Here is a 23,162-nt window from a genome sequence, read left to right as displayed (position 1 = left end):
GATGGCGCGCATCATCGCCCTCGTCATCAAGGAGTTGCAGGCGATCCTGCGCGACCGCAGGGGGCGCGTGGTGCTGTTCGCCGCCCCGCTGATCCAGCTGATGGTGTTCGGCTATGCCGCGACTTTCGATCTCAACCGCGTGCCGGTCGCGATCTATGACCAGGATGGCAGCGCGGCGTCGCGGCAGCTGGTGGCGCGGTTTCTCGGCGCGCCCGCTTTCGCGCTGGCGGACACGCTGCACAGCGATCACCGGATCGACGCGCTGATCGATTCCCGCGCGGTGCAGATGGTGCTGGTGATCGGCCGGCATTTCACCCGCGACCTGCTGCGCGGGCGGGCGGCGCCGGTGCAGGTGATCGTCGATGGGCGGAATTCCAATACCGCGCTGATCATCGAGGGGTATGCGAACACCATCCTCACCGGCTTCGACGATGCGTGGCGGGCGGCGCGCGGCGGGCGCGGGCCGCCGGCGCATCTGGTGATCCGGGCGCGCTACAATCCGGCGCTGCGCTCGCAATGGTTCGTGGTGCCGGGGATCGTGGCGCTGCTCACCCAGGTGGTGACGCTGGTGGTGATCGGGCTGTCGGTCGCGCGCGAGCGCGAGGCGGGGACCTTTGACCAGCTGCTGGTCACGCCGCTGACAGAGCTCGACATCCTGATCGGCAAGAGCGTGCCGGGGCTGCTGATCGGCATGGTGGAGGCGAGCGTGATCGTGCTCGCCGCGGTGTTCTGGTTTCATGTGCCGCTGCGCGGGAGTATCGGCGCGCTCTATGCCGGGCTGCTGCTGTTCGTCACCGCCGTCACCGGCGTGGGGCTGGCGATTTCGGCGGTCTCGGCAACGCAGCAGCAGGCGCTGCTCGGCGCGTTCCTGTTCATGGTGCCCTCGGTGATCCTGTCGGGCTTCGCCACGCCGATCGCCAACATGCCGCTCTGGGTCGAGCGGATCACGCTGGTCAATCCGCTGCGCTACATGCTGGTGATCGTGCGGGCGACCTTTCTCGAAGGGGCGGGATTCGCAACGCTCGCCGGGCAGCTCTGGCCGATGGCGGCGATCGGCGCGGTCAATCTTGGCCTCGCCGCCTGGCTGTTTCGCAAGCGGACGACCTGATCGCGCGCCCGCGTGATGCAGGCGACCTGATCATGCGCCCGCGTGATCCAGATCAAGGCAGGGGCGGATTTTAACAGTCATTTGAAATGAGCCTTTTGGCGCCGGCCGCACGGCCCCGCCCGGGAGGATCACCAGCGAAGGGAACCGGATTTCATGTTTTGCTTTCAGTGCGAACAGACGATGCACTCCGAGACCGGGGCCGCCGGCTGCGGCGGGGCGAAGGGCGTGTGCGGCAAGGACGAGGCGACGGCCGACCTTCAGGATGTGCTGATCCATCAGCTCAAGGGCATCGGCCAGTATCTGACGCGGTTGCAGGCGTTCGGGCAGCGGGACGAGGCGGCGGACAGTTTCGTGCTGTATGCGCTGTTCACCACGCTGACCAATGTGAATTTCAACCGGACCCGCTTCGTCGAGATGATCGCGCGGGCGGCGCAATTGCGCGACCGGCTGCGCGACGCCCATGCGGCGGCGGCGCGCGCGGCCGGGCAGGCGCCGGAGGTGCCGGGCGGGCCGGCGTCGTTCGTGCCCGCCGATTCGCTGGTGGGGCTGCTGGCGCAGGCGCATGTCGCCAGCGTGCGCGCCGGCGCCGAAGCGGCGGGCGAGGACGTGATCGGCATGCGCGCCCTGCTGCTCTATGGCCTCAAGGGGGTTGCCGCCTATGCCCATCATGCCGAGGTGCTGGGCGAGACCCGCACGGCGATCGCCGAGGGGGTGGCGCGGGTGCTCGACCTGCTCGCCGGCGATCCGGTCGATCTCGAGGCGATGCTGGAGGAGGCGCTGGCGCTCGGGCGCGTCAATTTCATCGTGATGGAAGCGCTGGATGCGGCGAATACCGGCACCTATGGCACGCCGGTGCCGACGCCGGTGCGGATCACGCCGGTCGAGGGCAAGGCGATCCTGGTGTCGGGGCATGATCTGCGCGACCTGCACGCGATCCTGGAAGCGACGAAGGGGACCGGCATCAACGTCTATACCCATGGCGAGATGCTGCCGGCGCATGGCTATCCGAAGCTGCACGCCTATCCGCATCTCGCCGGCAATTACGGCACCGCCTGGCAGAACCAGCAGGCCGAGTTCGCCGCCTTCCCCGGCCCGATCGTGATGACATCGAACTGCCTGATCGAGCCGCAGCCGCTCTATCGCAACCGCATCTTCACCGCCGGGCCGGTGGGCTGGCCGGGGCTGCGGCACATCGCCGATGGCGATTTCGCGCCGGTGGTGCAGGCGGCGAAGGCGCTGCCGGGGTTCAGCCGCACCGGGCCGGAGCGGACGGTGACCACCGGCTTCGGGCGCGAGGCCGTGCTGGGGGCGGCGGAGCAGGTGATCGGCGCGGTGAAATCCGGCGCGATCCGGCATTTCTTCCTGATCGGCGGCTGCGACGGCGCTGCCCCCGGCCGCAACTACTATACCGAGTTCGCCGAGCAGGCGCCGTGCGACACGGTGGTGCTGACGCTGGGCTGCGGCAAGTACCGCTTCAACACGCACGAATTCGGCACGATCGGCGGGCTGCCGCGGCTGCTCGATATCGGCCAGTGCAACGACGCCTATTCGGCGCTGGTGATCGCCCAGGCGCTGGCCGGGGCCTTTGGCTGCGGGGTGAACGAGTTGCCGCTGTCGCTGGTGATTTCGTGGTTCGAGCAGAAGGCGGCGGCGGTGTTCCTGACGCTGCTGGCACTCGGGGTGCGCAATGTCCGGCTTGGGCCGACGCTGCCGGGCTTCCTGACGCCGGCGCTGCTCGACATCCTGGTCAACCGCTTCGGGGTGCGGCCGATCACCTCGGCCGAGGCCGACATCGCCGACGCACTCGCGCCGAAGGCGGCGGCCTAGAGCATCATCCGATCAGATAGAATCATCTGATCGGATAAAGATGCTCTATTTGTCAAAAAGATAGAGCACTACATCCGATCCGGAAGGATCGGAAAGTGCTCTAACGATCACAAGCCGGGACGGCCACGCGCCGCCCCGGCCCCCGCATCCGCATCCGCATCCGAACCGGGGATCGACCCCCAGGAACCGCCAGGAACCGAACAATGAGCGACATCACCCTTTTCACGCGCGACGGGGCACGCCTCGGCGTCATCTGCCCGCCGGGCGAGACCGTGCTCGCCGCCGCCGAGGCAGCCGGGCTGTTCCTGCCCTCGATGTGCCATGAGGGCAGTTGCGGCCTGTGCCGCGCCGAAATCGCCAGCGGCGACCACGATGCCGGCGGGCAGCCTGGCGAGACGATGACCCGCGACGTGCTGCTCTGCCAGTGCCGCCCGACCTCCGACATGACGGTGGCGTTGCCTTATGCCGAGTCGGCGATCCTGCGGCACCGCGCGCCGACGCGCGAGGCGGTGATCGAGCGGATCGCGCCGGCGGGGGCGAGCGCCGTTTCGCTCGTCCTGCGCCTGCTGCCGGACGCCGAATACGGCGAGGCCGCTGATTTCGTGCCGGGCCAATACATGGAGGTGGCGATTCCGGGCGCCGGGATCCGCCGCGCCTATTCGCTGGCCAACCTGCCGAACTGGGACGGGCGGATGGAGTTCCTGATCCGGCTCGTGCCGGGCGGGGCGTTCTCGACCTGGCTCGGCGCCGGGGCGAAGCCGGGCGATGCGCTCTCGCTGCGCGGCCCGCTCGGGCGGTTCACCCTCGACGACACGAGCCCGCGGCCGCGCTGCCTCGTGGGCGGAGGCTGCGGCCTCGCGCCGCTGCTCTCGATGCTGCGCCATCTCGCCGACTTCCAGGACATGCAGGAGACGCACCTGATGTTCGGCGCCAATCGCGAGGCGGAATTGTTCGCGACCGCGGAGATCGCCGATCTCGCCACACAGCTGCCCGCCCTCGCGGTGACCACCGCGATCTGGCATCCGGAGGGCGACTGGGCGGGGTTCGTCGGCACCGCGGCCGAGGCGCTCGACAGATTCCTCGCAACAGCCGCGAACAAGCCGGATGTCTATGTCTGCGGCCCGCCGCGTCTGGTCGAGGCGGTGGTCGCGACGGCGCGACGTCATGGCGTGCCGGCGGCGCAGATCCACGCCGAGGAAATGCAATTTCGTTGATCCGGCGCGGCGGCGGCGTTAGGGGTGGTGAATGCATCTCACAATGTTCACCGATTACGGCCTGCGGGCGCTGATTTTCCTCGCGTTGCGGCCGGACGATCATGCGTCGATCCCGGAAGTGGCTTCCGCCTACGGGATTTCGGAGAACCATCTGACCAAGGTGGCGCACGCGCTCGGCCAGAAAGGGCTGGTCGAGACCATTCGCGGCCGCAATGGCGGAATGCGGCTCGCGCGGCCGGCAGAGCGGATCGGGCTCGGCGAGGTGGTGCGGGCGATGGAGCCGAGCCTCGCGCTGGTGACCTGCCAGGAGGGCGGGGCCTGCGCGATCGGCGGCTGTTGCGGGTTGCACGGGGTGATGAACGAGGCGCAGGCGGCACTGCTCGCGGTGTTCGACCGCTATACGCTGGCGGATGTCGTCACACCCGGGGATGCAAGGCTGCTGGCGCGGCTGGGGATTGCTCCGCCGCCCCCGCGCTAGAGCACTTTCCGATCCGATTGGATCGGATGTAGTGCTCTAGCATATTGATAAGTCGAGCATCTTTATTCGATCAGATGATTCCATCTGATCGGATGATGCTCTAGAGCGCGGGATACAAAATAAACGCTGATGCGCGGGACGCGAAAATACGCGCTGATGCGCGGGACACAGGCGCACGGCACCGTGCGCGGACGCGGCGATTGTGAAGCGGGACCGTCTGCTGTTACGTTGCCCGCCCGCGCGCCGCGCCGGCGGCGGGTTCGCCAGTTCCGGGATAGCAAGATGCCGCAGACAGACAGAGTTTTGACATCACGACGCCAGATGATGGCGGGGGCCGCGGCGCTCGCGGCGGCCGCAGGGGGCGCGCGGACGGCGCGGGCGGCAGGGACGACGGCGCTCCGCGTCGCCTATATCCCGATCCTGCCGATGGCGCAGCTCTTTGTCATCGAGGCCGAGGGCTGGGCGCGGCAGGCGGGGCTCGCGCTGCACGGCACCAGTTTTTCCTCGGGCCCGGCAATGGTGCAGGCGCTCGCCTCCGGCCGGTTCGACGTCGCCTATATCGGGATCGGCCCGGCGATGGTCGCCCAGGCGCATGGCGTCGATCTGCGGATCGTCGCGGCGAATGGCGAGGGGCAGATCGCCCTGCTCGGGCGCGGCAAGCTCGCCGGGATGTGGCCGCACGCAGCCTCCCCCGCCGCCGCCTTCGCCGCCTTCCGCAAGGCGACCGGGCGCAAGGCGCGGATCGGCAGCCTGCCGCGCGGCTCGGTGCCGGATACGGTGCTGCGCTACTGGCTCGACGAGGTGGCGCATGTGCCGCAGGATACGGTCGAGGTGATGGGGTTCGGCGCCAGCGCGTTGCAGCAGGCGCTGCTCTCGGGATCGCTCGACGCCGCATCGACGCTGGAGCCGACCCTGACCATCGTGCAGGAGCGCGACAAGGGGGCGCGCATCCTCGTGCGCGGCGATACGATGTTCCCTGGCCAGCCAGGCGCTGTGCTCGCGGTGACATCCCGCCTCGCGCATGACAACCCGGCGGCGGTGCAGACCATGGTCGATCTGCATGTGCGGGCGACGCATTTCCTGCGCGCGCATCCGCATCGCGCCGCCGCCGATCTCGCGAAGACGCTCGGCAAGGGGCTGATCCCGGAGGCGACGCTGCTGCAGGCGGTGCAATCGCCCTCGCTCAACCCGGTCGCCGATCCGCGCCGGATCATCGCGGCGACCGAAAAGCTCAACACCTATCAGGCGAAGATCGACCATATCGGGAAGGTCGCGGATGTGGGGGCGATGTTCGACACCTCGTTCTACCTGCATGCGGTGAAATCGGCCGGATGAGGCCGGGCACGCCACGCCGGCCGGCGCTGCTCTCGGCGGCGGGGCTCGCGGTTTTTATCGGCGCCTGGGAGGCGGCGGTGCGCAGCGGGGTGCTGCCGGCGAGCCTGGTGCCGGCGCCGAGTGCGATTCCGCAGGCGCTGATCGGCGAGATCCGCAATGGCAGCTGGTTCACCGCGATCGGCGAGAGTCTCGGGCATTACCTGATCGGCGTCTGCCTCGGCAGCCTGCTCGGCATCGTCGCCGGGGCGGCGGTGGCGCTGCTGCCGCGCTTCGCCGCCGTGCAAGCCTGGATCGCGCGGCTGCTGCGGCCGATTCCGCCGCTGGCGTGGATTCCCTTCACGCTGATCTGGTTCGGCCCCAGCCAGGCGGCGGCGGCGTTCATCATCGGCGTCGGCGTGTTCTGGCTGAACTATTTCGCGACGTGGTCGGCGGTCGAGGCGGTCGATGAGGGGCTGGTGGAACTCGCCGCGGCGTTCGGCCAGGGCGGGTTCGCCCGCCGGCTCGGCAAGGTGATCCTGCCGGCGGCGCTGCCGGGGATGCTTTCGGGCGTGCGCTCGGGGCTCGGCCAGGGCTGGATGGCGGTGGTGGCGGCGGAGCTGTTCGGGATTCCGGGGATCGGGCAGCGGATGAACGAGGCGGCCGGGGTGCTCGCGACCAATGTCCTGGTGCTCTACATGCTGACGATCGCGCTGCTCTACGGCATGACCGACCTGATGTTCGAGCGGGTGACGCGGCGGTTTCTGGCGTGGACGCGGGCATGAGCGGTGCCGGGGAGATGATCGTGGAGCTGACCGGCCTCGCCTTCGGCCATCCGGGCGATGCCTCCGGGCGCAACGTGCTCGAAGGGCTCGATCTCAGCCTGAAGCGCGGCGGGTTTACCGCGATCGTCGGGCCGTCCGGCGTCGGCAAGTCCACCCTGTTGCGGGTGGTGGCGGGGCTGGCCGCGGCGCGGCGCGGCGAGGTGCGGCTGCTGACCCGCCCGGCGCCCGACCGCAGGACGGCGGCGCTGGTGTTTCAGGATGCGCGGCTGATGCCGTGGCGGCGGGTGCTCGGCAATGTCGAGTTCGGGCTGGAGGGGCTGGCGCTGGACGCGGCGGCGCGGCGGCGGCGGGCGGAGGCGGCGCTCGACCTCGTCGGCCTGCTCGATGCGGCGGGGCGCTGGCCGGGGCAGCTTTCCGGCGGCCAGCGGCAGCGCGTCGGCATTGCCCGCGCCCTCGCCGTCTCGGCCGACCTGTTGCTGATGGACGAGCCGTTCAGCGCGCTTGATGCGATCACCAGGCATGCCTTGCAGGACGAGCTGCTGCGGATCTGGCGGGAGACCGGCACCACGATCCTGTTCGTGACGCATGATCTCGACGAGGCGACCTATCTCGCCGAGCGGGTGGTGCTGCTGGCCGGCAGCCCGGCGCGGATCGCGCGGGATGTGGCGATCCGCACGCCGCATCCACGCGCCCGCAACGGGCTCGATGGGTATGTGAGCGACCTGCGCCGGGCGCTGGAAGAGACGTTCATGGGTGGTGCCGGGATCTGAGCTTTATCTGAGCTTCATCCGGGCGGATGATGCTCTGCTCAGAAGGGAATCTCGTCGTCGAGATCGCTGGCGCGGCCGGAATCCCAGCCGCCGCCGCGCGATTGGCTGGCGGCGGGCGCGGCCGGGGACGCGGCCGGGGCGCGCGGCGCCGGGCGCGGCATGTCGTCGCCGCCGCCGGCGCCGGCACGGTCGAGCAGGACCAGCTCGGCGCCGATCCGGCCGAGCATCACCTCGGTCGTGTATTTCTCCTGGCCCGCCTGGTCGGTCCATTTGCGGGTCTGCAGCTTGCCTTCGAGATAGATCTTGGAGCCCTTGCGCAGATAACGCTCCGCCACATCCGCCAGCCGGTCGTTCATGATGACGACGCGGTGCCACTCGGTGCGCTCCTGGCGCTCGCCGCTCGCCTTGTCGTTCCAGGATTCCGAGGTCGCCACGGCGAGATTGACGATCTTCATGCCGGATTGCGTGGTCCGCGTTTCGGGATCGCGCCCGAGATTGCCGACCAGAATCACCTTGTTCACACTACCCGCCATTGTCCAACCCTCCGCTCGAAGACCGCGCCACGGCGTCCTGCCGCGGCGGAACATTGTATCAACACGGCTTGGCCATGCTGTCCAGCCATGCGCCCGGCCCTGCATGCGGGCCGGGCGTCGGGCTCAGTGATCGAAGGCCGCGTGGTCGACCTTGCCGTGGAAGACGCGGTAGGCGAAGGCGTTGTAGGCGATGATGACCGGGAGCATCACCGCGGCACCGGCCAGCAGGAATTCCTGCGAGCCGACCGGGGATGCGGCCTGCCAGATGGTCACGCCGGGCGGGATGATGTTCGGGAACAGCGAGAAGCCGAGGCCGAGAAAGCTGACCAGGAACAGGCCGAGCGCGCAGAGGAAGGCGGTGTTGTCACGCGAGGCGGCGCCGCGGCGCAGGGCGCGGAACAGCACGAAGGCCAGCGCCATCACCGCGAGCGGGGCGAGGCCGGTGACGGCGAGGCCCGGCCAGGTGAACCAGCGCACGGCATAGGCATGGTCGAGCAGCGGGGACCAGATGCTGACGGCGAGGATGCAGGCGAGCATGCCGAGCGTGAGCCGGGCGGTTTCGTGGCGCATCCGCAGTTGCAGCCCGCCTTCGGTGCGCCAGACCAGCCAGGCGGCGCCGAGCAGCGCGTAGCCGCAGACCACCGCGAGGCCGGTGAACACCGAGAAGGCGGAGAACCAGGCGAAGGGCCCGCCGGCGAACTGGTCGCCGACGACCCTGGTGCCGTGCAGCACGGCGCCGAGGATCGCCCCCTGGCAGAAGGCGGCGAGGACCGAGCCGAACCAGAACCCGTAATCCCAGTTGAGCCGGTGCTGCTCGGTATGGGCGCGGAAGCGGAACTCGAAGGCGACGCCGCGCAGGATGAGGCCGATCAGCATGGCGATCACCAGCGGGTAGACCGCCGGCAGGATCACGCTGTAGGCCTCGGGGAAGGCGCCGTAGAGGCCGGAGCCGCCGAGCACCAGCCAGGTTTCGTTGCCATCCCAGACCGGGGCGATGGAATTCACCATCACGTCCCGCTCGGTGCGGCCGCGCTCGGCCGCGAAGAGGATGCCGACGCCGAGATCGAACCCGTCGAGCACGACATAGGCGAAGATCACGAAGGCCATGATGCAGCCCCAGATGATCGGCAATGTGTGGGCGTTGAGCATGGCGGTCACTCCGCCGGGCTCGGGGCGGCAGCGGGATCGTGCAGGCGGTGCGGGCCATGGCTGCGCAGCGGCTTGTCGTCGCGCAGCGGCGGTTCGCCCACCGTCGGCTCATGCGCCATCAGGCCGAGCACGTAGCGGATGCCGACGCCGAAGACGAGCGTGTAGAGCACGATGATGACGCCGAACGACCAGACGATCTCGCCCAGGGTGAGCGGCGAGGCGCTCTGCACCGTGCGCAGCACACCATAGACCGTCCAGGGCTGGCGGCCGGTTTCGGTGACCACCCAGCCGGCGATGATGGTGATGAAGCCGGCCGGGCCCATCGCCACCGCGAAGCGCTTGAACCAGGCGTTCTCATAGAGCCGGCCGCCGCGGCGCAGGGCCAGCGCGCCGAGGGCGAGGAGCAGCATCAGCGACCACAGCCCGACCATGACGCGGAAGCCCCAGAAGGTCGGGATCAGCACCGGCCAGTCGGATTTCGGGAACGCATCGAGCCCCTGCACCACGCCGTGCAGCTTGTGGGTGATGATCAGCGAGCCGAGATCGGGGATCTTCACGTCATAGAGCAGGCGGCCGAGGCTGCGGCTGGGCCAGCCGAACAGGTGCAGCGCCTGGCCGGCGCGGGTGTGGAAGTCGCCCTCCATCGCGGCGAGCTTCAGCGGCTGGTCGGTCATCGTCGCGCGGCCGGATTCATCGCCGATATAGCCCTGGACCGGCACGGCGATGGTCAGCATCCACATCGCCATCGAGAACATCAGCCGGCTGACCGGGTTTTTCGGGTTGCGCAGCAGGTGGAACGCGCCGACCGCGCCGACGGCGAGCGCCGTCGCGATGAAGGCGGCGAGCACCATGTGCAGCCACATGTAGGGGAAGGTCGGGTTGAAGATGATGGCGAGCCAGTTCTTCGGCACGAAATCGCCGTTCGCGCCGATCGCGTAGCCGCGGGGCGTCTGCATCCACGAATTCGCGGCGAGAATCCACGAGGCCGAGATCAGCGTGCCGATCGAGACCAGCGCGGTCGCCGCGAAATGCAGCTTCGGGCCGACGCGCGACATGCCGAACAGCATGATGCCGAGGAAGCCGGCCTCGAGGAAGAAGGCCGTCATCGTCTCCCAGGCGAGCAGCGGCCCGAGGATCGGCCCGACCTTGGCCGAGTAGCCGGACCAGTTGGCGCCGACCTCGTAGGCCATCACCAGGCCGGAGACGACGCCGATCGCGAAGATCACGGCGAAGATCTTCAGCCAGTAGCGATAGGCGTCGAGATAGACCGGGCGATTGGTGACCAGCCACATCAGCTCGAGCACCGTCAGATAGGCGGCGAGCCCGATCGAGAAGGCCGGGAACATGATGTGAAAGGCGATGGTGAAACCGAACTGGGCGCGTGCGAGCACGATCGCCAGCCCGCCGGCATGCATGCTTGTCATTCTCTGTCCGTATCGTTGTTGTCGTCGGCGTCGGCGCCGGCAAGGGCGTCGGCTTCGGTTGTCTCGGGCCGGGAGCGGCCGGCCTTGCCGCGCCCGAGCAGCGGCAGGCGGTTCTTCAGTTCCAGCAGCGCGACGACGCGGCCGCCGAGGCGGAGCAGCTGGACCAGATCCTTGTTGTCGAGCTTCTGCACGTCTTCCGACCAGCGCATCAGCAGCTCGATCAGGTCGTGCATCTCGGCGAGGCGGCGCTGGGCGAGCCGGTCGGCCTCCGAGCGGGGGGCCTCCATCAGCAGGTCGCGCAGCACGGTGAGGGTGGGGTCGATCTCGCGGCGGCGGCGCTCCTCGGCGAGGGCGCGGACGATCTGCCAGATGTCGTCCGGGGTCGAGAAATGCTCGCGCCGGTCACCCGACAGGTGTTGCAGCCGCACGAGGCGCCAGGATTGCAGCTCCTTCAGCCCCATCGAGACGTTCGAGCGGGAGAAGCCGAGGGTTTCGGCGATCTCGTCGGCCGGCAGCGGGCGATCGGACACGTAGAGCAGCGCGTAGATCTGCCCGACCGTGCGGTTGATGCCCCAATGGCTGCCCATCTCGCCGAAATGCAGCACGAAGGCCTCGATGATGGGGGAGAGCGGCACTGTCTGAACTTTCAGTAATTTCTGAAATCCAAGTAGCCAGTGACGCGGCCATGTCAACCCATGGGGCGGGGTTCACGACAGGACGTGATTGACCGGCAACAGCGGCGGCGGCAGCTCGTCGGCGCCGAGGGCTTCGAGCACCGCGATCTCGATCGTTCGTGCGAAAGCATTGAGCGGCAAGGCATTTTGGGAGATGGCGAAAGGCTCCTCCAGCTCGTCGCCCAGCGCATCGAGGCCGAAAAACGCATAGCCGAGGATCACCGTGACGATGGGTGTGGCGAGGCCGAGCGTCTGCACGAAGCCGAAGGGGAGGAAGATGCAGAACAGCCATGCGGTGCGGTGCAGCAGCAGGGAGTAGGTGAAGGGGGTGGGCGTGGTGCGCAGGCGCTCGCAGGCGGCCTGGATGCCGGTCATCGCGGCGATGCGCTCGGCGAGGATGCGGTAGAGCATGTCGCTCAGCCTGCCGGCGGCGACGAGGCCGGCCAGTTCGGCGGAGAGCAGGCGCAGCGCCGCGTCCGGCCGGTTGCGCTGGCCGGCGAGCCACGCGCGCTCGGCGGGGGCGAGCCAGTCCTGCCAGTCCGCCCCCGCCGCGCCGCGCAGATGATCGCGCAGCAGGTGGGCGAAGGCGGCGATGCGGCCGCCGAGGCGCTGAGTGAGTGCGGCGTCATCGGGCAGGAGCGCGGTGATCTCGCGGATCAGGGCGCGGGATTCGGCGATCAGCGTTCCCCATTGCCGCCGCCCTTCCCACCAGCGGTCGTAGCAGGCGCTGTTGCGGAAGCCGAGAAAGATCGACAGGCCGAGGCCGAGCAGGGTGAAGGGCACGGTGGCCAGCGGCCAGTCCGGCAGCGGGTGGATTGCATGGGCGATGGTGACGGCGAGGGCGAGCAGGAACAGCGCCAGCAGCCGCGGCGCGACGCGTTGCAGGATCGAGCCGCGCAGGGTGGTCAGCAGGGTCAGCGTGTTGGCGCGGTCGTGAACGATCATGCGGGCAATCCTCGGGCGGGGGAGACGGGACGGAACGGGTAGGCCGGGCGGGAGGGATCAGCCGGCCTCGGTATCCCAGTAGGGCGGGCGGCCGAATTTCGTCTCGATGAAGTCGAGAAAGGCGCGCACCTTGGGGGAGATGCGGGCATGCGGCGGGTAGATGCCGTAGATGCCGCCGGGGCGGGTCGAGATCATCGAGAACCAGTCCGGCAGCAGCCGCACCAGCCGGCCGCGGGCGATGTCCTCGCCGACCAGCCAGACCGGTAGCAGGGCGATGCCGACGCCGGCGAGGGCGGCATCGAGCAGCGCCTCGGAATCATCGGAGCGGAGAATGCCGGCGATCGGCACTTCCTCCTCCGGCGCGCCGGCCTCGGCGCCGCGGCGGAAGAACCAGCGGTCGGTCGGTTGCAGCGTGTAGATCAGGGCGTTGTGGCGCAGCAGGTCGCGCGGCGCGGCGAGCGGCGGGGCGCTGGCGAGATAGGACGGGCTCGCGCAGACGACGCGGCGATGGCCGGCGAGCTTGCGGGCGATCAGCGTCGAATCGATCAGCGGGCCGATGCGGATGGCGAGGTCGGCGCCGCTGGCCAGCAGGTCCATCCGCACGTCGGTGAAGGAGAGTTCGAGCCTGAGGCCGGGATAGAGCTTGAGGAATTCCGGGATGAAGGGGACGACATGGCGGCGGCCGAAGGCGCCGGGCAGGTTGAGCCGCAGCAGGCCCTGCGGCCGCGCCTGCATCGCCGCGACGGAATCGCGCGCTTCGTCAAGATTGCGGAGGATGGCCTGCACCTGGGCGTAGAATTGCTCGCCCGGCTCGGTGAGGTGGAGGCGGCGGGTCGAGCGGTGGAACAGGGCGACGCCGAGATCGGCCTCGAGCCCGGCGACGGCGCGCGAGACGGTCGACACTTTCGCCCCCTGCGCCTCGGCCGCCTTCGAGAAACTGCCAAGCTCGACCGCGCGGCCGAACAGGCGCAAGGCTCCCAGGTAATCCACGTTCTGACCTCCGGCGGGGCGACGCCCTACAGCAGACGCCGATCGGCCCTGATGTCGGCCATACACCGCCGCGCAGCAAGGGGGGTCGTGCCCCCTGCCCCGTTCTGCACAGGTATTTTGTCGTCCAAGGGGTTGCAGGTTCGGACACACTGGCTCACGTGCGAGGCGCGACCGGCTTGCGGGCCGGCGCGGCCAGACCAGAGCACCGCCCGGGCGGATGGAAATATCCGAGCGGGTAACGATGCTTTAATGATCACCATCATAGAGAACCGCGGCCGGCCCCGACGGACCGGAAGGCGCTCTAGCGGAGATGCAGCCCATGACCACGCGACGTCGCATCGTGCCCGATCACAACCTGAAGGGCATCCGGCCCTATGGCGCGCCCGCCGGCGGCTGGGGCGCGCTGCGCGCCACCGCCAAGGCGATCCGCACCCAGATGGATGCCGGCGACGCCGCCCGCCTGCTGCTGCGCACCAACAAGCCCACCGGGTTCGACTGCCCCGGCTGCGCCTGGCCGGACAAGGAACACACCTCGACCTTCCAGTTCTGCGAGAACGGCGCCAAGGCGGTGACCTGGGAAGCGACGCGCAAGCGCGTCGGCCCCGATTTCTTCGCCGCCCACACGGTGAGCGAGCTGCTCGGCTGGTCCGACCACGCGCTGGAGGATGCCGGGCGGCTGACCCATCCGCTGGCCTATGACCACGCGAGCGACACCTATCGCGAGATCGGCTGGGACGACGCCTTCGCCCGCATCGGCGCGGTGCTGCGCGCCCTGCCCGACCCCAACATGGTGGAGTTCTACACCTCCGGCCGCGCCTCGAACGAGGCGGCGTTCCTCTACCAGCTGTTCGCCCGCGAATACGGCACCAACAATTTCCCCGACTGCTCGAACATGTGCCATGAGGCGACCAGCGTCGGGCTGCCGCAGTCGATCGGGTTCGGCAAGGGCACCGTCTCGCTCGACGATTTCGACCATTGCGACCTGATCATCGCGATGGGCCACAATCCCGGCACCAACCATCCGCGCATGATGGGCACGCTGCACGAGGTGGCGCGCCGCGGGGTGCCGATCATCGTGTTCAACCCGATGCGCGAGCGGGCGCTGGAACGCTTCGCCGATCCGCAGAACGCGGTGGAGATGGCGACGATGGGGGCGACGCCGATCGCCTCGACCTATCTCAAGGTGCGGGTCGGCGGCGATGCCGCGGCACTCTCGGGCATCATGAAGGCGCTGCTCGAACTCGATGCCGAGGCGGGGCCGGAGGCCGGGATCCTGGATCGGGAGTTCATCGCGGCCCACACCAACGGGTTCGACGATCTCGCCGCCGACCTGCGCGCGACGCCGTGGGAGCGGATCGAGGCGGCGAGCGGGCTGTCGCGCGCCGATCTCGCCACCGTGGCGGGGCATTACGCGCGGGCGAAATCGACCATCGTCACCTATGGCATGGGCATCACCCAGCATTCGACCGGCACGCAGAATGTGCGCCAGATCGCCAACCTGCTGCTGCTGCGCGGGAATTTCGGCCGCGAGGGAGCGGGGATCTGCCCGCTGCGCGGCCATTCCAACGTGCAGGGCGACCGCACCGTGGGAATCACCGAAAAGCCGGGCGAGGCGATGCTGGAGCGGATCGCGCAGCGGTTCGGCTTCGCGCCGCCGCGCGCCCACGGGCATGACGCGGTCGCGGCGATGGAGGCGATGCTGCGCGGCGAGTCCCGCGCGCTGCTGGCACTCGGCGGCAATCTCGCCATCGCCATGCCGGATACCGAGGCCTGCGCCGCGGCGATGCGCAAGCTGGATCTCGCCGTGCATGTCGCCACCAAGCTGAACCGCTCGCATCTGCTGATCGGCCGCGAATCGATCATCCTGCCCTGCCTCGGCCGCACCGAGGAGGATATCCAGCAGAGCGGACCGCAGGTCATCACCGTCGAGGATTCGATGTCGATGGTGCATGCCTCGGCCGGCAAGCTCGCGCCGGCCTCGCAGCTGCTGCGCTCGGAGCCAGCGATCGTCGCCGGGATGGCGATGGCCACCCTGCCCCGCAGCACCGTGCCCTGGGGCGAGATGGTGGCCGATTACAGCCTGATCCGCGACGCGATCGAGGCGGTATTCCCCGATTTCGCCGATTTCAACGCGCGCGTCGCCGTGCCGGGCGGCTTCCGCCTGCCGATCCCGCCGGCCGAGCGCGAGTGGCGCACCGCCTCGGGCCGCGCCGAGTTCATGCCGCCGGGCGGCGCCGGCGCGGAGCAGGAGACCCTGCTGCTGACCACGATCCGCAGCCATGACCAGTACAACACCACGATCTACGGGATGGACGACCGCTATCGCGGCGTGTTCGGCCGGCGCGACGTCGTGTTCATGAACCGCGCCGACATGGAGCGGCTCGGCATCGAGCATGGCGGGCGCATCGACGTCGCCCATGCCGAGGACGGGGCGCATCGCCTCGCCGGGTTCACCGCCATCGAATACGACATCGCGGAAGGCTCGGTCGCGGCCTATTACCCGGAGGCCAACGTGCTGATGCCGCTGTCGCGGCACGACCGGCAGAGCGGCACGCCGACCTACAAATCGGTGCCGGTCACCGTGGCGCCGCTCGCCGCCGGGGCGTAGGGCAACATCCGATCAGATGGAAGCATCTGATCGGATAAAGATGCTCTGGTTATCAACAAGATAGAGCACGACATCCGATCCGGATGGATCGGAACGTGCTCTAGGGCAGCATCAGGCGACCTTGCGGCGGCGGCCGGGGGGTCGCGCCGCCGGCTTGGCCAGCGGATCGGGCAGCAGCGGGGCGAGGAAGCGGGCGGTGTGCGAGCGGTCGCTCCCCACCACATCCTCGGGCGTGCCGGCGGCGACGATCTCGCCGCCGCCATCGCCGCCCTCGGGGCCGAGATCGATGATCCAATCGGCGGTCTTGATGACCTCCAGATTGTGCTCGATCACGATCACGGTGTTGCCGGCATCGACCAGCGCATGGAGAACCTCCAGCAATTTGCGGACATCCTCAAAGTGCAGTCCTGTTGTCGGCTCGTCAAGAATATAGAGCGTGCGGCCGGTGGCGCGGCGGGCGAGTTCCTTGGCGAGCTTGATGCGCTGCGCCTCGCCGCCCGAAAGGGTGGTCGCCGCCTGGCCGAGCTTGATGTAGCCGAGCCCGACCTTGCCGAGCAGTTCGAGCCGGTCGCGGATGCGCGGCTGGGCGGAGAAATAGCCCATCGCCTCGTCGACATTCATGTCGAGCACATCGGCGATCGACTTGTCGCGGAAGCGGATTTCCAGCGTTTCGCGGTTGTAACGTTTTCCCTTGCAGGTGTCGCAGGTGACGAACACGTCGGGCAGGAAGTGCATCTCGATTTTCAGCACACCGTCGCCCTGGCAGGCCTCGCAGCGCCCGCCCTTGACGTTGAAGGAGAAGCGGCCGGATTTGTAGCCGCGCGCGCGGCTTTCCGGCAGTTCGGCGAACCAGTCGCGGATCGGGGCGAAGAGATCGGTATAGGTCGCCGGGTTCGAGCGCGGGGTGCGGCCGATCGGCGACTGGTCGATCTCGATGATCTTGTCGAGCAGGTCGAGCCCGTCGAGCCGGTCGAACGGCGCGGGCACCTGGCCCGAGCCCATCAGCCGGCGGGAGACCGCCTTGTAGAGCGTGTCGATCACCAGAGTGGACTTGCCGCCGCCGGAGACGCCGGTGACGGCGGTGAACACGCCGAGGGGGAATTCGCCGGTGACGGTCTTGAGATTGTTGCCGCGGGCGCCGACGAGTTTCAGCATCCGCGCGGGATCGACCGGGCGGCGGCGGTCCGGCACCGCGATGGCGCGGCGGCCGGAGAGATAGTCGCCGGTGAGCGAGCGCGGATTGGCGGCGATGTCGGCCACCGTGCCCTCGGCGATCAGCTCGCCGCCATGCACACCGGCGCGCGGGCCGATATCGATCACATGATCGGCGCTGCGGATCGCATCCTCGTCATGCTCGACGACGAGGACCGTGTTGCCGAGATCGCGCAGCCGGCGCAGCGTTCCGAGTAACCGCTCGTTATCGCGCTGGTGCAGACCGATCGAGGGTTCGTCGAGAACATAGAGAACGCCGGTGAGGCCGGAGCCGATCTGGCTGGCGAGGCGGATGCGCTGGCTTTCGCCGCCGGAGAGTGTCGCCGAGCTGCGGGCAAGGGAGAGATAGTCGAGCCCGACATCGACGAGGAATTGCAGCCGCTCGTTGATCTCGCGCAGGATGCGGCGGGCGATGTCCTGGCGCTGCGGGGTCAGCGTGTCGAGCACGGTGGCGAACCAGTCGCGCGCCTCGCGGATCGAGAGATCCGAGGCCTCGGCGATGTTTTTCGCGGCGATGCGGACGGCCAGCGCCTCGTCGCGCAGGCGCGCACCCTGGCAGCGCCGGCAGGGCTGCTCGGCCTGGTAGCGCGCCAGCTCCTCGCGCACCCAGACACTGTCGGTCTCGCGCATGCGGCGTTCGAGATTGCGCACCACCCCCTCGAACGGGCGGGTGACGGTATAGGCGCGCACGCCATCCTTGTAGGAGAAGGCGATCTCGGTGGTGCCGGCGCCGAACAGGATCGCCTCGCGCACCGTCTCGGGCAGGTCTTCCCAGGGCGTGGTCAGCTTCACCTTGAAATGCTTCGCGAGGCTGGCCAGCGTCTGTTCGTAATAGGGCGATTGCGCGTTGGCCCAGGGGGCGATGGCCTGCTCGGCGAGCGGGCGGCGCTCGTCGGGGACGATCAGCGCGGGGTCGAACACGGTTTCGGTGCCGAGACCGGCGCATTCGGGGCAGGCGCCGTGCGGCGAGTTGAAGCTGAACAGGCGCGGCTCGATCTCCTCGATCGTGAAGCCGGAGACCGGGCAGGCGAAGCGGGCGGAAAACACCGTGCGCTCGCCGCTGTCGGCGTTCTCGGCATAGGCGATGCCATCCGAGAGGGCGAGCGCGGTCTCGAAGGAATCGGCGAGGCGCTGTTCCGCGCCCTCGCGCACGACGATGCGGTCCACCACCGCCTCGATCTCGTGCTTGATCTTCTTGTTGAGCGCCGGCACCTCGGCGATTTCGTAGAGCTTGCCGTCGACCTTCACGCGGGTGAAGCCGCGGCGCTGCAATTCGGCGAGTTCCTTGCGGTATTCGCCCTTGCGGTCGCGCACCACCGGGGCGAGCAGCAGCAGCCGGGTGCCGGAAGGCATCGCCATCACCCGGTCGACCATCTGGCTCACCGTCTGCGCCTCGATCGGCAGGCCGGTGGCCGGCGAATAGGGCACGCCGGCGCGGGCCCAGAGCAGGCGCATGTAGTCGTGGATTTCGGTGACGGTGCCGACGGTGGAGCGCGGGTTGCGCGAGGTGGTTTTCTGCTCGATCGAGATCGCCGGGGAGAGGCCCTCGATACTGTCGACATCCGGCTTGCCCATCAGTTCGAGGAACTGCCGCGCATAGGCGGACAGGCTCTCGACATAGCGGCGCTGGCCCTCGGCATAGATCGTGTCGAAGGCGAGCGAGGATTTGCCGGAGCCGGACAGGCCGGTGATCACGGTCAGCTGGTCGCGCGGGATGCGGACGTCGATGTTTTTCAGATTGTGCTCGCGCGCGCCGCGCACGGTGATGTAGCCCGACCCTGCCATGAACCGCCTCTGAACCCCGATCTGTCTTAGAGCACGTTCCGATCCATCCGGATCGGATGTCGTACTCTATCCTATTGATAATTAGAGCATCTTTATCCGATCAGATGATTCCATCTGATCCGATGATGCTCTAGAGCACGTTCCGGTCAGACGACGCCATCTGATCGGATAGTGCTATTGCTGGATATGGCCCCGCCGGCGCGGGCTGGAAAGAGGGGATGGATCAGGAGGCCGACCCGCGCGCGGCGCGCTGGGCGAGGCCGAGCAGGGTCTGCCGGGCGATCAGCTCGGGCATCGCGCCGGTGCGCTTGCAATCGGCCTCGGCGCGCAGCACGCGCTCGATCGCGGCCATGATGGCGGGCTCGCGCCACCGTGCGGCGGCGGCCAGGGCGGCCGGCTGGCGCTTGAAAAAAACCGGCGGGCGGCGGGCGGCGATGGCGTCGCGCGGGCTGGCGCCGCGTCCGACCGCATCGGCCACGAGGCGCAGCGCCGCCAGCTCGGACAGCAGCACCCGCATCACCGCGACCGGCGCCGCCCCCTCTTCGAGGGCGAGGCCGATCGCATGGTCGGCGGCGGCGATGTTGCCGGCCAGCGCCGCATCGATCGCATCCTGCATCGAGGCGGAGCCCTGATCGTCCAGCACCGCCTCGACCGCGGCGAGATCGACCGCGCCGCCCGGCCCGGCATAGAGGGCGAGCCGCTCGGCGGCGTCGCGCAGCGCGCCGGTTTCGCCGCCGAGCCGGCTGGCGGCGAGCGCCAGCGCCTCGCGGCCGATGCCCACCCCGGCGGCGCGCAGGGCCGCCTCCAGCGCCGGGCCGCGCGCCGCGCCCTCCGGCGGGTAGCAGGCGATGGCGGCGGCTTCGGTGTGTTTTTCGGCGAGCGTGCGCAGCTTCGAGCGAGCGGCGAGATCGGCCGCCATGCCGATCACCAGCGCATCCCCCCTGCCCTCCAGCATCGTCTCGACGACCGGAGCCTGACGATCCGCCGCATCGCGCAGCAGCACCACGCGGCGGCCGCCGCCGAAGGCCTGCGCCGCCGCCTCTTCCGGCAGGCGCTCGGCGGTGTCGGCATCGAGTTCGGTAAGGCGGAACGGATCGTCGAGCGCGCCGGCGACGCGCTTCGCAAGGCGCCGCGCCCGTTCGGCGACGAGCGAGGTGTCGGGCCCATAGACAAGGACGAAGCGCGCCGCACCGGGATCGGCGAGAAACCGCTCGACGTTGCGGGCGTCGATCTTCAAGCGGCTAGCCCCGGTCGGGGTGATTGCGGAAATAGGCGGCGAGTTGTGCGGTGATCTGCCGGGCGAGGCGCTGGGCGAAATGGTGGCGCAGCACGCCCTGGTCGAGGGTGGCGGCGAAGTTCTGGTTGTCGATGATGTTGGCCGCGTCCATCGCCTCGGCGGTGCCGCGGGCGATCACCGTGGTGCGGTTGCCCTCCGCGGTCAGCTCCCATCTCGCCGAGGCGATGTAGCGGACGCGGGTATTCGAGCTGTCGGGCTGGAGGCCGAGGGGCTGGCCGGCCCAGCCGCCATAGCTGACCTTCAGGTAGTAACGGTAGAAGCCGGGCGCGCCGGCACGCTGGAGATCGGCCTCCAGCGCCTGGCGCAGCAGCTGGCCCTGGCGGTCCGGCAGGAGGCCGACATCGACCTCGTCGAGCTGGGCGCTGACCGCGGCCCCGGCGGGGCCGCCGCCATAGAGCGGGCGGAAGCCGCAGCCGGCGAGCGCCAGCGGCAGCGCCAGGGCGAGGACCAGGACTTCAGGGCCGGACGACAAAGTTCACGATCCGGTCGGGGACGTGGATGCGCTTGACGATATTCGCCCCCGCCAGCAGTTGCGCGATGCGCGGCTCGGCCAGCGCCGCCGCGATGGCGGTTTCGGCATCAGCGCCCGGCGGCAGCTCGATCGTGCCGCGCAGCTTGCCCATGATCTGCACCGCCAGCGTGATCGAATCCCGCTTGAGCAGCTCCGGGTCGGCGACCGGCCAGGGCTGGTCGACGACGAGGCCGGAGGCGGGATCGAGCAGCGCGTTCGCCTCTTCGGCGACATGCGGGATGATCGGGGCGGCGAGGCGGATCAGCACCGACATCGCCTCGCGCCGCGCCGCCGGCAGGCCGGGGGCGGTGCGGCCCTCGGACTCGGCGATGGCGTTGGCCAGCTCGTAGAGCCGGGCGATGGCGACGTTGAAGGCGAAGCCGTCGATCGCCTCGGTGACCGCGGCGATGGTGCGGTGGGTCGCCTGGCGCAGCTTGCGGGCCTCGCCCTCGGCGCGCTCCAGCGCCACCTCGTCCGCACGGTCGGCGGCGACGCTGCGGGCGAGGCGATGGAGGCGCTGGACATAGCGGAACGCGCCCTGGGCGCCGGCCTCGGTCCATTCCACGTCGCGCTCGGGCGGATTGTCCGACAGGACGAACCAGCGCGCGGTGTCGGCGCCGAAGCGGGCGATGACGGCCGAGGGATCGACCGTGTTGCGCTTCGATTTCGACATTTTCTCGATCGGGCCGACGATCACCTTGCGGCCATCGAGCGTCGTCGCGTGATCGGTGTGGCGGATCACCTCCTCGGGGTAGAGCCACTTGCCGTCTTCGGTGCGGTAGCTCTCATGCGTGAGCATGCCCTGGGTGAACAGGCCGGCGAAGGGCTCGGCGACGCCGACCTGGCCGAGCCGGTGCATCGCCCGGGTGAAGAAGCGGGCGTAGAGCAGGTGCAGGATCGCGTGCTCGATGCCGCCGATATAGTGATCGACCGGCATCCAGTGCGAGGTCGCCGCCGGGTCCGCCGGCACCGCGGCGCGGGGGGCGCAGAAGCGGGCGAAATACCACGAGGAATCGACGAACGTGTCGAACGTGTCGGTCTCGCGCTGGGCGGCGGCGCCGCATTGCGGGCAGGCGACGTGTTTCCAGCTCGGGTGATGGTCGAGCGCGTTGCCCGGCCGGTCGAACGGGAGGTCTTCCGGCAGGCGCACCGGCAGATCCTTCTCCGGCACGGGAACGGTGCCGCAGACCTCGCAATGGATCACCGGGATCGGGCAGCCCCAGGCGCGCTGGCGGGAGACGCCCCAGTCGCGCAGGCGCCAGTTGACCACGCCCTTGCCGGCGCCGCGCGCCTCAAGCTCGGCGATGGCGCGGGATTTCGCCGCCGCGACGGCGAGACCATCGAGGAAGCCGGAATTGACGATCAGGCCATCGCCGGTGAAGGCGACATCGCCCACCGCGAGGCCGGGATCGTCCTTGGGCGCGACGACGACGGTGACGTCGAGCCCGTATTTGCGGGCGAAATCGAGGTCGCGCTGGTCATGCGCCGGGCAGCCGAAAATCGCACCCGTGCCGTAGTCCATCAGCACGAAATTGGCGATCCAGACCGGGTGGGTGCGCGACGGGTCGAAGGGGTGGACGACGCGCAGCCCGGTGTCGAAGCCGCGCTTCTCGGCCGCCTCGATCGCGGCCTCGGAGGTGCCGGCACTCTGGCAGGCGGCGATGAAGGCGGCGGCCTGCTGATTGGTCGCGGCGATGGCGGCGGCGAGCGGATGGTCCGGCGCGAGGGCGACGAAGCTCATGCCGAACAGCGTGTCCGGCCGGGTGGAGTAGACCGGCACGCTGTCGATCCCGGCGCAGGGTTCCGTCAGGCGGATCGAGAATTCGGCGCCTTCGGACCGGCCGATCCAGTTGCGCTGCATGGTGCGCACGCGCTCAGGCCAGTTCTCCAGCGTGTCGAGCCCGGCGAGCAGGTCGTCGGCGAAATCGGTAATGCGGAAGAACCACTGGCGGAGCTTGCGCTTTTCCACCAGCGCGCCGGATTTCCAGCCCCGCCCGTCGATCACCTGTTCATTGGCCAGCACGGTCATGTCGACCGGGTCCCAGTTCACCGCCGATTCGCGGCGATAGGCGAGGCCGGCGCGAAAGAGATCGAGGAAGAGCTTCTGCTGGTGGCCGTAATATTCGGGATCGCAGGTGGCGAATTCGCGCGACCAGTCGACCGAGAGGCCGACGCGCTTGAGGTCGGTCTTCATCGCCGCGATGTTGTCGCGGGTCCATTTCGCGGGATCGACATTGCGCTCGCGCGCCGCGTTCTCGGCCGGCAGGCCGAACGCGTCCCAGCCCATCGGGTGGAGAACGTCATAGCCCTGGGCGCGGCGGGCGCGGGCGATCACGTCGCCGATCGCGTAATTGCGGACATGGCCCATGTGGATCTTGCCCGAGGGGTAGGGGAACATCTCGAGCACGTAGCATTTGCGCCGGCCGCCGGCGGGGATGTCGGCGGTGGCGAAGCAGGCCCGCGCGTCCCATTCGGCCTGCCAGCGTGCCTCGGCGGCGGAAAAATCATAGGCGCCGGAATCGTGCGTGGTCTGGTCCATGG

The 23,162-nt window shown here is 69.2% G+C and carries 18 protein-coding genes; 8 read left to right on the top strand and 10 right to left on the bottom strand.

Annotation, left to right across the window (positions count from 1 at the left end):
• Nucleotide 1: 1 nt before the first annotated feature.
• From HUW10_RS14915 to HUW10_RS14885, 7 genes are all read left to right on the top strand, one after another.
• Nucleotides 2-1,108 carry an ABC transporter permease gene (locus tag HUW10_RS14915; RefSeq protein WP_174504210.1) on the top strand — a complete coding sequence of 369 codons (1,107 nt, stop codon included), beginning with the start codon at nt 2-4 and terminating at the stop codon, nt 1,106-1,108.
• Nucleotides 1,109-1,261: 153 nt separating this feature from the next.
• Nucleotides 1,262-2,935 carry a hydroxylamine reductase gene (hcp, locus tag HUW10_RS14910; RefSeq protein ID WP_174504209.1) on the top strand — a complete coding sequence of 558 codons (1,674 nt, stop codon included), beginning with the start codon at nt 1,262-1,264 and terminating at the stop codon, nt 2,933-2,935.
• A gap of 203 nt (nt 2,936-3,138) precedes the next feature.
• Nucleotides 3,139-4,149, top strand: a complete 1,011-nt coding sequence (locus tag HUW10_RS14905) for a 2Fe-2S iron-sulfur cluster binding domain-containing protein (RefSeq protein ID WP_174504208.1) — start codon at nt 3,139-3,141, stop codon at nt 4,147-4,149.
• Between the two features lie 31 nt (nt 4,150-4,180).
• Nucleotides 4,181-4,627, top strand: coding sequence for an Rrf2 family transcriptional regulator (locus HUW10_RS14900; RefSeq protein WP_174504207.1), 447 nt, complete (start codon nt 4,181-4,183; stop codon nt 4,625-4,627).
• A 303-nt stretch (nt 4,628-4,930) separates the two neighbouring features.
• Nucleotides 4,931-5,962 (top strand): ABC transporter substrate-binding protein, encoded by a 1,032-nt coding sequence (locus tag HUW10_RS14895; RefSeq protein ID WP_236656419.1) that lies wholly within the window; start codon nt 4,931-4,933, stop codon nt 5,960-5,962.
• Nucleotides 5,959-6,723, top strand: coding sequence for an ABC transporter permease (locus tag HUW10_RS14890; protein ID WP_174504205.1), 765 nt, complete (start codon nt 5,959-5,961; stop codon nt 6,721-6,723). Before HUW10_RS14895 ends, HUW10_RS14890 begins: the two co-directional genes overlap by 4 nt.
• Entirely contained in the window at nt 6,720-7,493 is a 774-nt protein-coding gene (locus HUW10_RS14885; RefSeq protein WP_174504204.1) for an ABC transporter ATP-binding protein, read from the top strand. The genes HUW10_RS14890 and HUW10_RS14885 overlap by 4 nt, the downstream gene beginning before the upstream one ends.
• 38 nt (nt 7,494-7,531) lie before the next feature.
• Here HUW10_RS14885 and ssb read toward each other — a convergent pair whose 3' ends face one another.
• The 6 genes from ssb to HUW10_RS14855 all read right to left on the bottom strand — a co-directional run bounded on the left by ssb (nt 7,532) and on the right by HUW10_RS14855 (nt 13,208).
• Nucleotides 7,532-8,026 (bottom strand): single-stranded DNA-binding protein, encoded by a 495-nt coding sequence (ssb, locus tag HUW10_RS14880; protein ID WP_174504203.1) that lies wholly within the window; start codon nt 8,024-8,026, stop codon nt 7,532-7,534.
• 123 nt (nt 8,027-8,149) lie between these two features.
• Nucleotides 8,150-9,175 carry a cytochrome d ubiquinol oxidase subunit II gene (gene cydB / locus HUW10_RS14875; RefSeq protein WP_174504202.1) on the bottom strand — a complete coding sequence of 342 codons (1,026 nt, stop codon included), beginning with the start codon at nt 9,173-9,175 and terminating at the stop codon, nt 8,150-8,152.
• A gap of 5 nt (nt 9,176-9,180) precedes the next feature.
• Complete coding sequence (locus HUW10_RS14870; protein ID WP_174504201.1) at nt 9,181-10,599, bottom strand: cytochrome ubiquinol oxidase subunit I; 1,419 nt, start codon at nt 10,597-10,599, stop codon at nt 9,181-9,183.
• Nucleotides 10,596-11,234: a GbsR/MarR family transcriptional regulator gene (locus HUW10_RS14865; RefSeq protein WP_174504200.1), complete on the bottom strand. Its 639-nt coding sequence runs from the start codon at nt 11,232-11,234 to the stop codon at nt 10,596-10,598. The genes HUW10_RS14870 and HUW10_RS14865 overlap by 4 nt, the downstream gene beginning before the upstream one ends.
• A gap of 72 nt (nt 11,235-11,306) precedes the next feature.
• On the bottom strand, nt 11,307-12,218 hold the full coding sequence (locus HUW10_RS14860) for a bestrophin family protein (protein WP_174504199.1): 912 nt from the start codon (nt 12,216-12,218) through the stop codon (nt 11,307-11,309).
• 57 nt (nt 12,219-12,275) lie between these two features.
• Nucleotides 12,276-13,208, bottom strand: a complete 933-nt coding sequence (locus HUW10_RS14855) for a LysR family transcriptional regulator (RefSeq protein ID WP_174504198.1) — start codon at nt 13,206-13,208, stop codon at nt 12,276-12,278.
• 319 nt (nt 13,209-13,527) lie between these two features.
• Between HUW10_RS14855 and HUW10_RS14850 the strand changes: the two genes are divergently transcribed.
• Nucleotides 13,528-15,816, top strand: coding sequence for an FdhF/YdeP family oxidoreductase (locus tag HUW10_RS14850; protein WP_236656418.1), 2,289 nt, complete (start codon nt 13,528-13,530; stop codon nt 15,814-15,816).
• Between the two features lie 111 nt (nt 15,817-15,927).
• Here HUW10_RS14850 and uvrA read toward each other — a convergent pair whose 3' ends face one another.
• The 4 genes from uvrA to leuS all read right to left on the bottom strand — a co-directional run bounded on the left by uvrA (nt 15,928) and on the right by leuS (nt 23,160).
• Nucleotides 15,928-18,813: an excinuclease ABC subunit UvrA gene (uvrA, locus tag HUW10_RS14845; RefSeq protein WP_174504197.1), complete on the bottom strand. Its 2,886-nt coding sequence runs from the start codon at nt 18,811-18,813 to the stop codon at nt 15,928-15,930.
• Between the two features lie 223 nt (nt 18,814-19,036).
• A complete protein-coding gene (holA, locus tag HUW10_RS14840; protein WP_174504196.1) occupies nt 19,037-20,050 on the bottom strand; it encodes a DNA polymerase III subunit delta in 1,014 nt (337 codons plus the stop codon).
• A gap of 4 nt (nt 20,051-20,054) precedes the next feature.
• Nucleotides 20,055-20,582, bottom strand: coding sequence for a hypothetical protein (locus HUW10_RS14835; RefSeq protein WP_174504195.1), 528 nt, complete (start codon nt 20,580-20,582; stop codon nt 20,055-20,057).
• Entirely contained in the window at nt 20,566-23,160 is a 2,595-nt protein-coding gene (leuS, locus tag HUW10_RS14830; RefSeq protein WP_174504194.1) for a leucine--tRNA ligase, read from the bottom strand. The genes HUW10_RS14835 and leuS overlap by 17 nt, the downstream gene beginning before the upstream one ends.
• Nucleotides 23,161-23,162: the final 2 nt, after the last annotated feature.

The organism is Acidiphilium sp. C61 (genome assembly GCF_905116885.1).
Taxonomy (GTDB): domain Bacteria; phylum Pseudomonadota; class Alphaproteobacteria; order Acetobacterales; family Acetobacteraceae; genus Acidiphilium.
The sequence above is the reverse complement of the archived record's forward strand: the minus strand, read 5'-3'. Positions and strand labels throughout refer to the sequence as shown.